The following is a 15,733-nucleotide window of genomic DNA, read 5'->3' on the forward strand; positions in this document are numbered from 1 at the left end:
ACAGTCCTTCTTTCTTAAAAAACGTGGAACAAGTTTGTTCCACGCTTCGAGGTTTTATTTAGGTAATAACCAACTTGATACGAGTTGTGTCACAATTGGTGTTTTTGTGATGATGAAGTTTGGCAATCCACCTTCGATGATTTTTTGTGCTGGTGCCAGTGGAATCATCGCCACAGCGTATAATACAAAGTATATGAATAAGTAGTTCATCAGGAATCCAAGTGCCGCTCCGCCGATTGTATTGAATTGTTTCAATAACGGTAAGAATGTTAATTCGCTAGCGACATATCCAAGGAAACGAACCACTAACCATCCAAGAATCATGATGACTAGGAATGCAACCAATTTATAGAATGATTGGTCGAGTGACATCGCTTGGGCTTCTGTGAAAATCGCTAAGTGATTTCCAGGAATGTATGATGGATATGGGATGTACACGGATAAAAATTTTGCGAACCCTTCGTAAGTGAACATCGCAACTAAGAATGTGATGAAGTATCCTGCGATATACACGAGTTCTAAAGTTAATCCTCGGCGCATTCCGGTATACACACCAACTAATAAATAAAATAAAATAATTAACGTTACCATTGAAACCTACCTTCTCAACAAATCTTGTTGTAATTCAAATTGTTTTTCTAATTCTTGTTTTCTTGAAGCATCAATCGAAGGGCGTTTATGTTGAACGGAGCGCAATTCTTTTTCCAACTGCTCTACACGTTTCTTCAATGCGACCACTTCTTCTTGCTTTTCAAATTGATTCGAGATGGCGTTGATGGCTGCAAGAAGCGCCACTTCTTCCGTCGACAATTTGTCAGATACTCGAGTGATTTGATCTAATTGTTCTTGTAAGACACGCACAATACTTTGCATTTTTTGTTGCGACTTACGACCAATAATCGTATAAGATTTCCCTGAAATCGTTGCTTTTACTCTTGTTTTTGGTTGATTCACAAAAGACCCTCTCACTTTCTCCATAATATCACCTTATTTTACCATTTTTCATTTAAAAAATACACTAATAATCCACTTTTTTAGAGAGTGGACGGATGAATTTTGTCATGGTATGCTAAAAAGAAAAGGGGGAACGACATGAATTCATTAACTTTAATTTTATCACCTGAGCAAATTGCGACCCTTGGAGCAACCTACGCTTCATACACGCAATCTCCTCCACCACACGCAACATTGCGTCTAAAGGTCGACGGTTTATCGATTACGGCCTATAAATCTGGCAAGGTTCTCTTCCAAGGAAAAGGCATTGAAGACTTTATCCAGAAGAACCACCTCGAACAATCGATTGACGCCACTTCAAAGAAAGCTCTCGAAGACTCTACTCTTCCAGAAGGTTTTGCGACTTGGAGCGTTATCGGAAGCGATGAAGTCGGAAACGGTGCTTACTTTGGACCACTGACAGTTGCGGCAGCTTATGTTTCAAAAGAAAACATTGCCACACTAAAAGCGATGGGCGTTCGCGATTCAAAAGATATGACGGACGACCAAATCAAGGCACTCGTTCCAAAAATCAAAGAAGCTGTGCCTTATAAATTACTCACACTTTGGCCTGAAAAATATAACGAAGTCCGACAAGTCAAAAACCTAAACGAGATGAAGGCTCTGCTTCATAACCAAGCTCTCCGTCTCTTAACAGAAAAACTCGCTCCTGAGACTCCAGAAGCGTACTTAATCGACCAATTCTGTAAACCAGACTTGTATTACCGTTATCTCAAAGGCCAAGACCTTGTCGATAAGAAGAAAACATACTTTATTACAAAGGGTGAAAGCCACCATATCGCCGTTGCAGCTGCCTCAATGATTGCCAGATGCGCCTTCCTTGATGGCCTCGATTCACTCAGCGCCGAATACGGATATGAACTCCCAAGCGGTGCCGGTGCCAACGTCGATAAAGCAGCAGCCACTATTTTAAAACACGGTGGCATGGAACTCCTCGGCAAAGTAGCTAAACTCCACTTCGCCAACACCGAAAAAGCTAAGAAACTTCTCTAACCTCTCATCACCAAACGAGGTTAGATAGGCTCTTCGCAGATTCCCAAAAACACTCCTACTTGATAGGAACAAGTTTCTTATGTTCTGACTCCGCAAATGATTACGGAGAATCTTGTGGATTTTATTGTAGCAGTAACGTGAAAAAGTAAAAAATGCGAATTAAAGGGAGTTAGGAATTTATTCCTTACTCCCTTTTTGAGGCTTTTTAGGCGCAAGACCAAGGCTTGCGCCGGTGCAACGTTACAGCTACAATAAACAAATCCGCAAGGATTCGAAGTAATCATTTATTTTTATTAAAGAGCACATCAGAAGCAACATAAGAAGCACTTTTACTAGCACACACAAACAAACACCTTCCTATCAAATAGGAAGGTGTTTTTGGTTAATCTTTCATAATGCGCTTGATAATCTGCGACACGCCTATCCAACCGAGTGCGATAATCAAAAGAATGATTGCCCATCCGTGTCTAAACTCCGTAAACGGAATCTGCACATTCATCCCAAAGAATCCCGTCACAATATCCGGAACCGTCATTAAAATCGAGATGACCGTTAAGAATTTCATCGTGTCGTTCAAGTTATTATTCAATACATTGTTATACGTGTTTGCGATTTGATGCAAGATTTGAAGATGTAACTCTGTCATCGCTACTAATTGATTCGCTTCGATGATGTTATCTTCCAACTGCTCTCTTTCAGAATCGTCGAGTTCCTTGAAGGCTTGTTGCGTCTTCAGTTGCTCTAATACTACCGCATTTTGCTTCGTCGCAGAAACTAAATACATCCCTTCAATCTCCAAGTCAGATAAACGGAACAAATTATCCTTTGTCGTTTTCTTTCGGAGCAATTTACTAATATTTTGTTGCTCTTTATTCAATGTCTCAATAATTGGAAAATAGTTTTCCGAAATCGCAAATAAACTATGTAATAAGAAATTAAATACGCTCCAATGCATATTCTCTTCCAGTTCTTCACGAATTTGATCAATAATATATTCATTGAGCCCATTGGAAATCGTGACAATTTGATTTTGTCGTACGATAAACGTCAACGGAATCGTATCGTAATGATTCTCTTCGCGTGATAAGTTGAGGACATTATAAATGACCACCAATGTCTTCGTTCTGCGATTATACTCCATATGCGCGCGTTCGTTTTTATCCAGCGCGTATTCAATCATTTCGTCATCGATTTCGTATGTATCGTAAATGGATGAATATTCACTGATTAAATCTGAATTAATGTTAATCCAAGTATTGTTTTCGCCAAAATGCATGACTGCCATTTAAATCCCTCCTTCAACTAGAATGCTGTATTAGTATACCATAACTACCGCTAAACCTTCTATTCATAGGAAATAAAAACACGCAACTCTTCTTTATTAAAGAGTTACGTGTTTAAAAGTTCTATTGTTCAACAGTTGTTGTTTCTACTGTTGTAGCGGCTTCTGTTGTAGCCGTTGTTGCTTCTGTGGTCTCTACAGAAGCTGTCGTACTTTCTGTAGTTTCTGTTTTTTCTGTTGTTTCTGTCGTCTCACTTTGTGTCGTTGTTGTTTCTTCGGATGGTTTTTCTTCTGAAGCTTTCACATCTAAAATAGAGCTCTTCGGAGTGCTGTTATCTTTATCCGATTCATCCAGCGCCATTTCAGCGAAGTCTTTTGCCTCTTGGAAAATGCTTTGTTCTTCCTCAGAAGCTGACGTTAAAATTTCTTTTAGATTCTTTCCGATTGTCGCATCGACTTTCCCATCGAATTTCTCATGAGATTCTTTAATCGCTAATTTTGCACGATAAGACTCGATAATGAGTGATTCAACAGGTGTTGTCGCAAAGTTCAATCGTGAACCCATATAACGTTTAATGAGGCTTGCAACTTCTTCACGAAGCGCAGCTGGTAATTCTTGGTCTAAAACGTGTTGTGTTAAGAAGTATAAGTAACGCATTCCTTCGATACTAATACGGTCGTTGGCATCACGTAATGCTTGAACCAATGCACGAATCGCGTTCACTTGTTCTTCTTTATTAGATTCACGCGCTTTTGAAGCTAAGTCTTTCAACTCATCAGCTGTCACGCCGTAGTCTTGTAAATTCAATTCCCCAACCATACGAACCGTTTCTTCGTGAGTTTCGTTCATCTTTTGTTCTTCAGGTGTTACTTCTTCAGCAGCGACTGTCTCGTGGTTAATGGTTTGCGCCTCGAAGCGTTCCAATCCTTTGACGAATCCTTCTGTTGAGTTTCCTTTTAGTTGCACTTGTTCTTTGTATTCGTTTAAGGCTACTAAAATACGGTTCAATGTTACAGGATCATCTTTGTATTTTTCGCTGGCATGAGCTTTCACTTCGTCAATTTTGGCAAAAACAGTCTCCACATTCACATCCCCTGCCACAAATGGAGGAACGATAACTGGAAGTTTATTTTTCTCATAGGCTTCAACACCATCTTTATTGACGATATTCATTGAGTGACTATGGTCGCCGTGCGGAATATCGAAACGTCCATTTACAATGCGAATTGCTGTACGAGAAATGCCCATACGTCTTGCGATTAAATCAATCTCATTAGAAAGTCTCACTTCAGCTGGAATCGATGGATCAGAATTTGGCACCTCGAAACGTTTCAATGGAATCACCCAAGGATGAATGTGGTTCTTATCTTGCCCTTGTTCCATATTTTGGAACGCGAAAACTTTTCCAACATACTCGCCTTGATCGTTTGTCACAGACTCGAACTTAATTGTATCTCGTTCCACGCCGTAAGCATACACGATGTAGTCTAAATATTTTTGAATCTCTGGCGATTGCAATGTCCACTCTTCCGCTTGCGGTGTTGCAATATCTGTCGCAGGAGGCGTTACAGGCTGCGCGCTTGCCGTACTTGGTCTTGTTGGTGTAACAGTCCCAATTGTACTAGCGACTCCTGTGTTGCTTCCACCAGTCGATGGTCTTGAAATTGGTTCATCGTCAAAGGCAAATGAAGCACTGCCGTCCCCACAGTCTAATACATCGTGGAAATGGTCGCCGTGCGGGATACGTAATAACTTACACGTTCTCTTCTTGCTATTTTCATCTTCTCTTGTCACCGTTTGTGCGTTTGCTAATTGCGAACGGTAAATAAAATGGAAGTGGTCACCGTGTCGAACAACAAAACCTAATTCATTTTCGCTTACGATATCATTTGGATTGAAGACGTAATTGTCTTCTACTGTACTCGTTGTCGCACCTGGTTTTTTCTGTTCATAAATAGCATCTGCTGGTGGCGCACCATATACAAAGTGATAATGGTCGCCGTGTTTTTTCAAATAACCATTCTCAAATACTTCTCCGACAATTGTCTTTGGTTTATTGTCTTTAATTTCTTGTGCTGCCTGTTCGTATTTCGCCATACGCTCGGCATCAATGGTTGTCTCCTCAGTTGTTGTCTCCGTTGTTTGGGCTTGTTGCTGGGATAAAACGGCACCCGATGCAAATAACAACCCAAGTGCAACTGCCCCTCCTAAAATAACCTTTTCTTTCTTGTTCATGATTCTCTCGCTTTCCAAATCGTAAAGTTTACGTTTTAGAGTATACTCCCCTGAGGAGACCGTGTCAACAAAATAATTCAAAATTTTTTCAAAACCAAAAAAAGCCTTCCCAGACACTGTTGGAAAGGCTCAATATTAAGCTTCTACTAATGAACTTAAAAGGTAGGCATCGACTAACTGTTGTGTTGCTTCAACCGAATCAAGATGCGTTCTTTCATAAGAGTGGCTTGATTCAATTCCAGCACCGAGCAAGGCGTGTTTCACTTCTGCTCCAGCACGCATTGCTGCTGAGGCGTCACTACCATAATAAGGATAAATATCTAATTTAAATGGAATGTTCTTTTCCTTGCATAGAGATACAAGGTGTTGACGGAAATCAAAATTATATGGGCCAGAACCGTCTTTCACGCAAACAGAAACGGTGTACTCATTTGTTTGTTGGTCATCCCCCATTGCCCCCATATCCACAGCTAAGAATTCGACCGCTTTTTCTGGAATGCTACTGTTAGCTCCCGTTCCAGTTTCTTCAATACAACTGAACATGAAGTGAGTCGTTACTGGCAACGTGATTCCTTCTGATTTGTATTTCTTTAATAAGGTTAATAAAATTGCGGCACTCACTTTATCGTCTAAGAAACGGCTCTTAATGAATCCTGTTGGCGTGATGATAAAACGTGGATCAAAAGATACAAAGTCCCCTACTTCGATTCCTAATGCACGCGTTTCGGCTTCGTTTGTCACTTTCGCATCTAAACGAACTTCCATATTGTCTTGACTACGCTCTACCGTTCCCGCTTCACGGTATACGTGTACACTTGTTTGATGTAATAAAATTGTTCCTGAAACAGTCGTTCCATTGCTAGCAACGTGAACCGTACAGTTTTCTCCTTCAATCATATTCCAAGCAAATCCACCAATACGGTCGAGTTTTAAGCGTCCATCTGGTTTTACTGCGCGAACAATCGCTCCAAGTGTATCGATATGCGCTGTTACCACACGCTGTTTCTCATCAATTGCTCCAGGTACTGTTACAACTACTAATCCTTTTGCTGTACGTGTTGGCTCATATCCCATATCCGTTAAGACATCGATTAAATAATCCTGCACATCTCTGGTATAGCCAGTTGGTGACGGAATCGCCACAAGTTCTTTCAAGAAGTTTACAGTCTGATTCATACTTTCTCCTCCATTTCACTGTAAGATTAGTATAGCACATTGCCGTTAAAATCAAACTGTTAGCAATTGTCAACCTTCATTAGCAACCATTTTTGTAAAAAGTCTTGCATATTATAATCATTAGATTTATAATATATGTATATTACAACTTGAAAGGATGTATTTCATGAAAAAAGGAATGAAATTATTCGCTGTGTTATTTACAGCATTATTCGTACTATTAGGATGTGCGAAAGAAGAAACCGCTACATTTGAACTAAAGCAAGAAGGTCTTGTTTCTACTTTAGTTTATTACTATAAAGGAGACGTTGTTACTAAACAAACAGCAAAATCTGAAATTGATTTAAAAAAACTTCCAATTTCAGAAGAAGAAGCACTTAAAAAATTCCAAGAAAACACTGATTTGTACAACTCAGTTAAAGGTGTAACTGCTACTCAAGAAGTTAAAGATGGCATTGTTACTCAATTTGTGACTGTAGACTACAATATTGCTAAACTTTCTGATTTAAAGAAAGCCATCCCAAGTGATTTTTCTGGTCAAGGTGATAAAGTAAGTTTCAAAGCTTCTAAAGAAGCACTGATTAAAGCTGGCTATACTGAAAAGTAATAATTAAATAAGTAAGACCTGTAAAGCTCTCTCTTGCCGGTTTTACGATACAAAACAAACAGTTATGAGTATATTACAAATCGAAAGGATGAATTTCATGAAAAAAGCAATGAAATTATTCGCTGTGTTATTTACAGCATTATTCGTACTATTAGGATGTGCGAAAGAAGAAACCGCTACATTTGAACTAAAGCAAGAAGGTCTTGTTTCTACTTTAGTTTATTACTATAAAGGAGACGTTGTTACTAAACAAACTGCTAGAAACGAATTTGAAATTTCAAAACTTCCGGTTTCTGAAGAAGATGCTCTTCAACAAATTAAAGAAAACACTGATGCGTATAATGCTGTTAAAGGCGTAACTGCCACCGTAGAATCTAAAGATGGATTTATTATCCAAACATTAACAGTGGACTATTCAGTTGCAAAACTTTCTGAATTAAAAGCCGCTTTCCCTCATGATTTTACAGGTAGTGGCGAAAAAGTAAGCTTCAAAGTTTCGAAAGAAGCCCTAATTAACGCAGGGTATGCTGAAAAGAAATAAATAAGTAAAACCGGTTAAGAGAAGTCTCTCATACCGGTTTTACCATACATAACAAAAAGTGAGGTAAAAATCATGAACAAAACATCAAAAGCATTCGCACTTCTATTTACAGCCGGTCTAGTATTAGCAGGTTGCGGACAAAAGCAAGACTCAACTGCTACTACTCAAGCTCAAACAACAGTTGCTCCAACAACAGCCGCTCCAACAACGGCTGCTCCAACAACTGTTGCTCAAGCAAAAACTGACATGCCAGCAGATGCTAAAAAAACAGTTCTTGAAGCTAGTGACGAGGCTACAAAAGCAGTGATGACGTTATATTATAAAGATGACGTTTTATTAAAACAGGACAGTGTAACTACTTATATTGTTTCAAAAATGGAAGGCGAGAATCCTTTAGAAACACTTAAGAACTCTAGTGCGAAAACAGAAGAAAAACTGAAAGATTTTATTGGTAAAGGTTTTGAGATTAAAACAGATTACAAAGATGATGTTTTCACGATTACTTATTCATTCGATTACACTAAACTCGATATGCAAAAATTCAAAGAAGCAATACCAAATTTAAATCTACGTGATGATAATACTATTGGCTACTCTCAATTTAAAGAGGCACTCATCAAGGGTGGCTATAAAGAAAAACAATAGTAAAATTCTAAATTAAATAGGGAGAAGAGGGTCCTCTTCTCCACTTTTTTTCAAAAATGAAGGAGACTATGTATGAAGAACACTATGAAAGTATCTGCACTCCTCTTTACCAGTGCATTCCTCTTAGGTGCGTGTGGACAAGAGAAAAAAGAAGAAACAACGATTGCTACGACGCAAGCAACAACCACAACAGCTACTCCAACGACAGCTACTCCAACAACTGTGTATAGTTTAGAAGATGCTCAAAAAGCAGTTTTTGAAGCTGCTAGTAACAGTGGTACAGACACAATGACATTGTACTATAAAGATGATGTCTTATTAAAAGAAGAAAAAGTATCTACTTTTATTATTTCAAAACTAGCCGGTGATAATCCTCTTGAGATGCTTAAAAAAGCTGCTGGAGAAACCAAAGAAAAACTAAAAGTTTTTATCGGTAAAGGTGTTGAATATAATACGGATTACAAAGATGATGTTTTCACGATTACTAATTCATACGATTACACTAAACTTGATATGCAAAAACTCAAAGAAGTATATCCGAATTTAAATCTACGTGATGATAAAACTCTAAGCTACTCTGAATTTAAAGAGGGGCTCCTTAACAGAGGCTATAAAGAAAAACAATAGTAAAATTTAAAATTAAATAGGGAGAAGGGTGAACTATTCTCCCCTTTTTTCAAAAATGAAGGAGAATATGTATGAAGAAAACTGTGAAAGTATCTGCACTACTCTTTACCAGTGCATTCCTTTTAGCCGCCTGTGGACAAGATAAAAAAGAAAAAACTACGGTTGCAACAACGACTCAAGCAACGACAGCTACTCCGACAACTACTTATACTTTAGAGGATGCTAATAAAGCAGTTTTTGAAATTAGTGATCGAGTTGGTACAATAACAATGACATTTTATTATAAAGATGATGTCTTATTAAAACAAGAATCTGTAGAGAATTATACACTGTCAAAAATTGATGCAGATAATCCTCTTGAATTACTAAAAAATTCTTCTGCGGAAGACGAACAAAAATACAAAGATCTTATCGGTAAAGGTTTTGAGTATAAATCAGAACACAATAATGACTTTTTCACTGTTACTTATTCATTCGATTACACTAAAATCGATATGAAAAAACTCAAAGAAATTGAGCCAAATTTACGACTAACTGATGACAATACGGTTAGTTACTCTGACTTTAGAGATAAACTTCTCAAGGCTGGTTATGTAGAAAAATAATAATAAAGTTTCAAAATTAGGGGATTATTATGAACAAACTGACAAAAGTATCCGCACTCCTCTTTACGAATACATTTCTATTAGTCGCTTGTGGTCAAGACAAGAAAGAAGAAACTACGGTCGTTACGACGCAAGCAACAACTACACAGGCAACCACGCAAGCAACAACGACTACACTAGCAACAACAACTGCTCAGGCTCTAACAACAGTCGCCAAATCGGATGCTAAAGATGGACAAGTCGTATTTGAACAAATCAATGGAAACAACATAACGAAAGTCAAAATTACATTTAAAGATGGCTTGATTCAAAAAATGGCCACCGATTCCATTATCGATTTTGACATATCAGGCTTGCCAGAAACCTCTAAAGAAGCTTTTAAACAAGCGTTGCAAACACAAAAGCAAACTATGGAGCAAAGTTATAATCAATTAAAAGAGCAAATTAAAGATGTCACTGGTCTAAAGCTTGATATTCGTATGGAAGGAACTAAATACATCCAATCATACGAAGTCGACTATTCGAATATAGACTTCGACAAGCTAAAAGAAATTGATCCTGATTTTACATCTAAGGAAGAAGCAACGAATTACGAGCAAATCATACAGTCACTACTCGATGCCGGTTTTACAAGAGTTGAATAACCATAAACTCATAGAAAGGATTTTTATAGAATGAATACAAAAATCAAACAACTAACACTTTTAGCATCTGCAGGTTTACTACTTGTTGCATGTGGACAAGGTAAAAAAGAAGAATCAACACAAGCAACAACTCAGGCTCAAACAACTCAAGCACAAGCAACTACAACGGCTCCAACTCCAACAACTAAAGCCACTCAATCAGATGCTACTGAAGTTAAAAGTGTATATGAGCTAGTGAATACAAATGTTACAACAAAATTAACGCTTTACTCAAAAGGCAATATTATTGAAAAAACGATTACAGAAGTTATCACAGATTTTAGTGTTGATAATGTCCCAGAAGCTTCAAGAGAAGCTGTTAAGCAAAGTTATGAACTACAAAAATCTATTTTAGAGCAAACCTACGGCGACTTAAAAAATAAAATTACAGAGCTTAAAGGATTTAAGTTTGATTCTAAAAAAGAAGGAGAGAAGTACATCCAGACTTACGAAACTGACTACACTATTGTCGATCGTGAAAAATTGAAATCAGCATATCCACAAGTGGTTTCTTTTGACGATCCTACAGACTTAACAAAAGTAAAAGAAAACCTCATTCAAATGGGATTCAAAGAAGTTCAGTAATGTAACCTAAAAGCAGAGTCCACTTGATGTGCTCTGCTTTTTCTGTAAATAGATGTAAAGGAGTTCTTATGAAAAAATCAATCAAAGCATTCGCACTACTGTTGACTACTCTCTTCTTCCTTTTCGGTTGCGGTGGGACCCAGTCTTCAAGCTATATTCTAAAAAATGAAATGGCACAAACAACCACTACGGTAGACCATAAAGGCGATACCGTAACAAAAATTACAATTTTAAACGAATGGAATCTGAAAGCAATGGGGCCAGATTTTCCAAAACAAAGTGCTCAAGCCTTAGCACAAGCCACTCTAAGTTTATATACAAACTTACCTGGCGTCACTTCTAGCACGTCTTCAACAGACGAGAAAATCACTTTTGAAATTACGATCGATATGGAAAAGGTAGATTTAGCAAAACTAAAAGAACGATTCCCTAACGAATTCTCTATCGAAGGTAATAAGCTAAGTTTCAAATCATTCGAAAAAACCTTATTCGATGCTGGATATACGGCTAAATAACCCATTAGAAAGGTATATAAAACAAAATGAAAACTCTTAAAACATCACTCGTATTACTCTCTTCAATTTTTGTACTTGCGGCTTGCGGACAAAATAATTCAGTAGGCAATGCGACTGAGACAAATCAAAACGCTCAAGAAGCAACACAAGCAAATACTAAGCAATCGAAACTGAACTCGGCTAACAATCAACAGAGCCAAGAAAAAGCAGCAGACAATCAACAAAACAAGAAAAAGTCGAACGCACAAAATAGCAGCAACCTTCCAAAAGACGGTGAAGCTGTTTATAAACTAGAAGATAATGGTAATACTACAACCTTAAAATATTATTTCAAAGACGATATCGTTTATCTTCAAGATGCCGTATATGCGTTCAATCCTAAAGAAATGGGTAAAACCGAAGAAGAAATACAAAAACTTCTCAAAAAAAGACACTCTATCTACGACGGAGTGAAAGGAATTGAATCCACTATTGCACGAAAAGATGGAATTTACTATCACACACTCAAAATTGATTACAACAATATCGACTGGAAAGAGCTTCATAAACGTGCTCCTGAAACATTCCCAAATACTAATCCATCTGCTTTAAAATATAGTGAAGCTGTCCCAAAATTACTTGAAGACGGTTATGTTAAACAATAAAAATAATGATGATTGAGAAAGGATTAAATCACAATGAATAAATTATTGAAAAATTCGCTTGTATTACTCTCTTCAGTTTTTGTACTTGCGGCGTGCGGACAAAAATCTTCAACAAGCAGCACAGAGCAGACTTCACAAGCCGCTCAAGCAACTACAACTGCTCCAACCACACAAGTAGCATCCAATAAACAAGCGGCAACAGACGCTCTACCAAAAGATGGCGAAGCAGTATATAAGAAAGAAGAAAAAGGACGTACTACAACCATAAAATACTATTTCAAAGACGATATCGTATACAAACAGGATGCTGTTTATACTTTCAATCCTAAAGAGATGGGGAAAACTGAAGAAGAAATTCAAAAAATAATGAAGAAAAGACAAGCTCTTTATGATGGTGTAAAAGGCTTTGAAACAACTATCTCTCAAAAAGATGGTATTTACATTCATACTCTAAAAATTGATTACAATAATATTGATAGGGAAGAACTCCACAGACGCGATCCAAAAGGATTTCCAGATACAAAAGCTGAAAACTTAATATATAGCGAAGCCGTTAAAAAATTACTTGATAATGGTTATGTTAAACAATAAACTCAACTAAATGAACAGCAACCAAAGACTCTCTTTAAGGGCCCTTGGTGCTGTTTTCTTGTCTAAATTTTAGGATGTAACAAAAATTATCATATATGATAATTTCTTTTCTCTTCTCTTACTTTTAGCGAGAGCAGTAGAAGTATTCCTGTTTTAACTCGCACAATAAAAAAGTACGAAGATTATCTATCTGATGTATAAAAACAAAGATTACCTCGGTTTCTATAATAACAACAATAGCGACTAGTAACCGATGCGAATTAGATTCTCTTGAAAATTTATTTTCTAGAGAATCTTTGAGGCTCAATCCGCTACAGCTATTGTCGTTATTATGAAGATAACCGAAGTTAATCTAAGGTTTTATAGTACTACATAAAATAATCTTCGTACTGACATTATTTATTTTTCGAATGATAATTGGGCAGATAGTTCTACCGCGCGCTTTTCAAAGGTGACCATTCCCTCTTTCAACGCTCTTTGCAACCCTTCTAGCGAACCATTCACTAGCTTCTTATTATCCACAACTCTTTCCCCATTAATCCATACATCTTGAACATTAGAGGCATTGGCTGAATACACCAAGGCCGCATACGCATCATGCACAGGGAACATATTCACTGAGGATGTTTCGACAAGCACCACATCCGCTTTTTTGCCTGCTTCAAGCGTTCCAACTTCTTTGTCGAGTCCAAGCGCTTTTGCCCCGCCTCTTGTCGCCAAAGCCACGATTTCTTTTGAAGGGAACGCGCTACGATCCTTCAGATGCGTTTTATGGAAATTAGCTACCATTCGCATTTGTGTAAATAAATCCAGCGTATTGCCGCTACTTGGCCCGTCCGTACCTAGTCCAACGGTCACACCATGGTCTAGTAAACTTCGAATCGGTGCGACTCCTTTGGCAGACTTCGTATTGGCGCCGATACAATGAACAACGCTGACTTTTGGATACTTAGCCAGAATTTCGACATCGGATTCCGTCATCAAGATACCGTGTGCTAGAATGACCTGCACTTCGAAAAATCCAAGTGACTCTAAAAATTCGATTGGTGTTTGGTTATAGGTTTTACGGAAATAATCCATCTCGTACGTCATCTCAGAAACATGAAGAGTAATAGGAACTTGGTTTTCTTTTGCAAACGCTAGAATCGCTCTCATCACTTCTTCGGTATTTGTATTCGGAGCATGAGGGGCAATTAATGGGTGTACGAGTTCATCCTCTTTCCATTTATCAACAAACGTTTGGGTATACGCTAAAGCTTCATCTGTATTTTTACTATCGGGCGTCTTCATATCGATAATCGTTTCGCCTACTAGAGAACGCATCTTCATTTCTTTTGCGACTCTCGCAACGGCGTCTTCAAAATAATACATATCACACATCGCAGTCACCCCTGCCAGCTGCATCTCTGCAATCGCATAGGCCGTGCTCTTGGCAATTAACGGTTCATCAACCACTTCTTGTTCTAGCGGAAATAGGAAGCGTCTGAGGCGGTCTGGACAATCGTCTCCTAATGAGCGAAACGGAATCATCCCGCAATGCGTATGAGCGTTCACGAATCCAGGAAGCAGGATTCCACCATGCGCATCTATCCACTCCTCTGCCTTACTCTCCTCAAATTGATCCATCGCACCTACTTCAACAATCGAGTGCTCCTCCATCACTAAATACCCACTTCGGTACTCTGTAAAGGCATCATCCATCGTTAAAATCCATGCATTTTTATAACCGATTCTCATTACTGCCACTCCCTTTCCTGTCTTCTTTATTCTAATTGAATTCCATTATAAGAACAATCAAAACTCGCATTAGAAGAACAAAGTCGCCAGTCTAATAACTCTCTAGCGGCTTCGTCTACTCTTTATTCTGATCTGTCCTTAAATAAAATTCAAAATCCTATTATTGGTTTAAGATTTTATTCCATTGGTCAATCCAAGATTTAAGGTTTTCGTTTACAAGTTTGAAATCAACTGTTTTCGCACGTTTTGCAACGTCCCCATAAGTCATTGTTTTCACTTCGTTATCTGCTAATTTCACATCTTTATTAACAGGAGCTTCACTCAATGATTTTGCTTTTACTGCTTGGTTTTCAGCACTGATACGGAAGTTAACATATTTGTACGCATTTTCTTTGTTTTTCGCATCTTTAACGATGTTCACTGTGTTGTAGTTTGCATAAGTTCCAGATTCAGGAACAACAGAAACGACATTGCTATTTGCTTTTTGTACAGTAGGAATCGCAAAGTCTACAACGACTGCCACTTGCACTTCGCCTGCTTGGAACATATTTGCTAAGTCACTTGATTTAGAATATGTTTTAACGATATTTGGTTTTAATTCTTCAAGCGCTTTGAAGGCTGCTGCACCTTTATCGTCTTTAAGAGCTTTACCGCCTTTATCAGCCGCTACAGATAAGAATAATGGACCACCTGTTGTTGTGATGTCAGGAATTGCCACTTTGCCTTTCAAATCTTCTGACCATAAGTCGCTCCAATCTTTAATTTCACGACCTAATTTTTCTTTATCGTAAACAATCGCAATACTGTTAATAGAGAATGGAATTCCTCCGCCGTTTTGGAACACTTCTTTAGCGCCATCTGTTAATAACGCAAGGTTTGGAATTTCTTTTTCAGTTACGGTTTCAAATAATCCTTCAGTTGTTCCTTTTGTAGAACCTGATTGTGATAATTCGATAACGTCGATGTTGCTTCCACCACTTTGAACTTTTGTTAAACGTTCTGATGCATTCCCAACTTCTAACGTCACTTTAACGCCATTCGCTTCGGCAAATGGATTGATAATATCACGTTCAACGATATCTTGGCTTAATCCGAATGTTGATACGACTAATTCAGTAGATGCCCCTTTGGAAGCATCTCCACCTGCTGTTGTTGCATCATTCTTTGGTAAATTCGCTTGGCTATTTCCGCAACCTGCTAAGACTAATAACGACGCTACTGCAATACCTGCAATTGATTTTTTCATGTGTGT

At 38.0% G+C, this 15,733-nt stretch carries 18 protein-coding genes; 11 read left to right on the top strand and 7 right to left on the bottom strand.

What is annotated here, in order from left to right; genetic code table 11:
* Window positions 1–54: 54 nt before the first annotated feature.
* Complete coding sequence (locus tag ADH02_RS08225) at window positions 55–591, bottom strand: CvpA family protein (protein ID WP_048784067.1); 537 nt, start codon at window positions 589–591, stop codon at window positions 55–57.
* 6 nt (window positions 592–597) lie between these two features.
* Window positions 598–954 (bottom strand): cell division protein ZapA, encoded by a 357-nt coding sequence (gene zapA / locus ADH02_RS08230; RefSeq protein ID WP_160312874.1) that lies wholly within the window; start codon window positions 952–954, stop codon window positions 598–600.
* A 138-nt stretch (window positions 955–1,092) separates the two neighbouring features.
* Here zapA and rnhC point away from each other — a divergent pair, with 138 nt between their 5' ends.
* Window positions 1,093–2,007, top strand: a complete 915-nt coding sequence (gene rnhC, locus ADH02_RS08235) for a ribonuclease HIII (RefSeq protein ID WP_048784071.1) — start codon at window positions 1,093–1,095, stop codon at window positions 2,005–2,007.
* Between the two features lie 382 nt (window positions 2,008–2,389).
* Here the strand turns inward: rnhC and ADH02_RS08240 are convergent, their stop codons facing one another.
* The 3 genes from ADH02_RS08240 to ADH02_RS08250 all read right to left on the bottom strand — a co-directional run bounded on the left by ADH02_RS08240 (window position 2,390) and on the right by ADH02_RS08250 (window position 6,701).
* Window positions 2,390–3,292: a magnesium transporter CorA family protein gene (locus tag ADH02_RS08240; protein ID WP_048784073.1), complete on the bottom strand. Its 903-nt coding sequence runs from the start codon at window positions 3,290–3,292 to the stop codon at window positions 2,390–2,392.
* A gap of 121 nt (window positions 3,293–3,413) precedes the next feature.
* A complete protein-coding gene (locus tag ADH02_RS08245) occupies window positions 3,414–5,525 on the bottom strand; it encodes a pneumococcal-type histidine triad protein (RefSeq protein WP_048784075.1) in 2,112 nt (703 codons plus the stop codon).
* Between the two features lie 135 nt (window positions 5,526–5,660).
* Complete coding sequence (locus ADH02_RS08250) at window positions 5,661–6,701, bottom strand: M42 family metallopeptidase (protein ID WP_048784077.1); 1,041 nt, start codon at window positions 6,699–6,701, stop codon at window positions 5,661–5,663.
* Between the two features lie 166 nt (window positions 6,702–6,867).
* Between ADH02_RS08250 and ADH02_RS08255 the strand changes: the two genes are divergently transcribed.
* The 10 genes from ADH02_RS08255 (at window position 6,868) to ADH02_RS08300 (ending at window position 12,744) form a co-directional block, all read left to right on the top strand.
* Window positions 6,868–7,308 carry a DUF1307 domain-containing protein gene (locus ADH02_RS08255; RefSeq protein WP_048784079.1) on the top strand — a complete coding sequence of 147 codons (441 nt, stop codon included), beginning with the start codon at window positions 6,868–6,870 and terminating at the stop codon, window positions 7,306–7,308.
* 97 nt (window positions 7,309–7,405) lie between these two features.
* Window positions 7,406–7,849, top strand: a complete 444-nt coding sequence (locus ADH02_RS08260) for a DUF1307 domain-containing protein (protein WP_048784080.1) — start codon at window positions 7,406–7,408, stop codon at window positions 7,847–7,849.
* Window positions 7,850–7,921: 72 nt separating this feature from the next.
* Window positions 7,922–8,494 carry a DUF1307 domain-containing protein gene (locus ADH02_RS08265; protein WP_048784081.1) on the top strand — a complete coding sequence of 191 codons (573 nt, stop codon included), beginning with the start codon at window positions 7,922–7,924 and terminating at the stop codon, window positions 8,492–8,494.
* A gap of 72 nt (window positions 8,495–8,566) precedes the next feature.
* Window positions 8,567–9,121, top strand: a complete 555-nt coding sequence (locus ADH02_RS08270; RefSeq protein ID WP_048784083.1) for a DUF1307 domain-containing protein — start codon at window positions 8,567–8,569, stop codon at window positions 9,119–9,121.
* A 71-nt stretch (window positions 9,122–9,192) separates the two neighbouring features.
* Window positions 9,193–9,726, top strand: coding sequence for a DUF1307 domain-containing protein (locus ADH02_RS08275; protein WP_048784085.1), 534 nt, complete (start codon window positions 9,193–9,195; stop codon window positions 9,724–9,726).
* A 29-nt stretch (window positions 9,727–9,755) separates the two neighbouring features.
* The gene (locus tag ADH02_RS08280) at window positions 9,756–10,370 is read left to right on the top strand and encodes a DUF1307 domain-containing protein (protein ID WP_048784087.1); all 615 of its coding nucleotides are present in this window, start codon (window positions 9,756–9,758) and stop codon (window positions 10,368–10,370) included.
* A 30-nt stretch (window positions 10,371–10,400) separates the two neighbouring features.
* Complete coding sequence (locus ADH02_RS08285) at window positions 10,401–10,994, top strand: hypothetical protein (protein WP_048784089.1); 594 nt, start codon at window positions 10,401–10,403, stop codon at window positions 10,992–10,994.
* Between the two features lie 68 nt (window positions 10,995–11,062).
* A complete protein-coding gene (locus tag ADH02_RS08290; protein ID WP_048784091.1) occupies window positions 11,063–11,509 on the top strand; it encodes a DUF1307 domain-containing protein in 447 nt (148 codons plus the stop codon).
* A 26-nt stretch (window positions 11,510–11,535) separates the two neighbouring features.
* The gene (locus ADH02_RS08295) at window positions 11,536–12,153 is read left to right on the top strand and encodes a DUF1307 domain-containing protein (RefSeq protein ID WP_048784092.1); all 618 of its coding nucleotides are present in this window, start codon (window positions 11,536–11,538) and stop codon (window positions 12,151–12,153) included.
* Between the two features lie 33 nt (window positions 12,154–12,186).
* Window positions 12,187–12,744, top strand: a complete 558-nt coding sequence (locus ADH02_RS08300; RefSeq protein ID WP_048784094.1) for a DUF1307 domain-containing protein — start codon at window positions 12,187–12,189, stop codon at window positions 12,742–12,744.
* Window positions 12,745–13,143: 399 nt separating this feature from the next.
* Here the strand turns inward: ADH02_RS08300 and ADH02_RS08305 are convergent, their stop codons facing one another.
* On the bottom strand, window positions 13,144–14,481 hold the full coding sequence (locus ADH02_RS08305; RefSeq protein ID WP_048784097.1) for an amidohydrolase: 1,338 nt from the start codon (window positions 14,479–14,481) through the stop codon (window positions 13,144–13,146).
* Between the two features lie 160 nt (window positions 14,482–14,641).
* Window positions 14,642–15,727 (bottom strand): ABC transporter substrate-binding protein, encoded by a 1,086-nt coding sequence (locus ADH02_RS08310; protein ID WP_048784098.1) that lies wholly within the window; start codon window positions 15,725–15,727, stop codon window positions 14,642–14,644.
* Window positions 15,728–15,733 lie beyond the last annotated feature (6 nt).

It is taken from the genome of Streptococcus sp. 263_SSPC (assembly GCF_001071995.1).
GTDB lineage: Bacteria > Bacillota > Bacilli > Lactobacillales > Aerococcaceae > Granulicatella.

What these genes read in the sequence shown, in the direction of transcription:
- ADH02_RS08275 (WP_048784085.1), top strand. Translation starts at nt 9,193, where the DNA reads ATGAAGAAAACTGTGAAAGTATCTGCACTACTCTTTACCAGTGCATTC.
- ADH02_RS08255 (WP_048784079.1), top strand. Translation starts at nt 6,868, where the DNA reads ATGAAAAAAGGAATGAAATTATTCGCTGTGTTATTTACAGCATTATTC.
- ADH02_RS08250 (WP_048784077.1), bottom strand. Translation starts at nt 6,701, where the DNA reads ATGAATCAGACTGTAAACTTCTTGAAAGAACTTGTGGCGATTCCGTCA.
- ADH02_RS08260 (WP_048784080.1), top strand. Translation starts at nt 7,406, where the DNA reads ATGAAAAAAGCAATGAAATTATTCGCTGTGTTATTTACAGCATTATTC.
- ADH02_RS08265 (WP_048784081.1), top strand. Translation starts at nt 7,922, where the DNA reads ATGAACAAAACATCAAAAGCATTCGCACTTCTATTTACAGCCGGTCTA.
- ADH02_RS08240 (WP_048784073.1), bottom strand. Translation starts at nt 3,292, where the DNA reads ATGGCAGTCATGCATTTTGGCGAAAACAATACTTGGATTAACATTAAT.
- ADH02_RS08305 (WP_048784097.1), bottom strand. Translation starts at nt 14,481, where the DNA reads ATGAGAATCGGTTATAAAAATGCATGGATTTTAACGATGGATGATGCC.
- rnhC (WP_048784071.1), top strand. Translation starts at nt 1,093, where the DNA reads ATGAATTCATTAACTTTAATTTTATCACCTGAGCAAATTGCGACCCTT.
- ADH02_RS08225 (WP_048784067.1), bottom strand. Translation starts at nt 591, where the DNA reads ATGGTAACGTTAATTATTTTATTTTATTTATTAGTTGGTGTGTATACC.
- ADH02_RS08280 (WP_048784087.1), top strand. Translation starts at nt 9,756, where the DNA reads ATGAACAAACTGACAAAAGTATCCGCACTCCTCTTTACGAATACATTT.
- ADH02_RS08290 (WP_048784091.1), top strand. Translation starts at nt 11,063, where the DNA reads ATGAAAAAATCAATCAAAGCATTCGCACTACTGTTGACTACTCTCTTC.
- ADH02_RS08295 (WP_048784092.1), top strand. Translation starts at nt 11,536, where the DNA reads ATGAAAACTCTTAAAACATCACTCGTATTACTCTCTTCAATTTTTGTA.
- ADH02_RS08310 (WP_048784098.1), bottom strand. Translation starts at nt 15,727, where the DNA reads ATGAAAAAATCAATTGCAGGTATTGCAGTAGCGTCGTTATTAGTCTTA.
- ADH02_RS08245 (WP_048784075.1), bottom strand. Translation starts at nt 5,525, where the DNA reads ATGAACAAGAAAGAAAAGGTTATTTTAGGAGGGGCAGTTGCACTTGGG.
- ADH02_RS08285 (WP_048784089.1), top strand. Translation starts at nt 10,401, where the DNA reads ATGAATACAAAAATCAAACAACTAACACTTTTAGCATCTGCAGGTTTA.
- ADH02_RS08270 (WP_048784083.1), top strand. Translation starts at nt 8,567, where the DNA reads ATGAAGAACACTATGAAAGTATCTGCACTCCTCTTTACCAGTGCATTC.
- ADH02_RS08300 (WP_048784094.1), top strand. Translation starts at nt 12,187, where the DNA reads ATGAATAAATTATTGAAAAATTCGCTTGTATTACTCTCTTCAGTTTTT.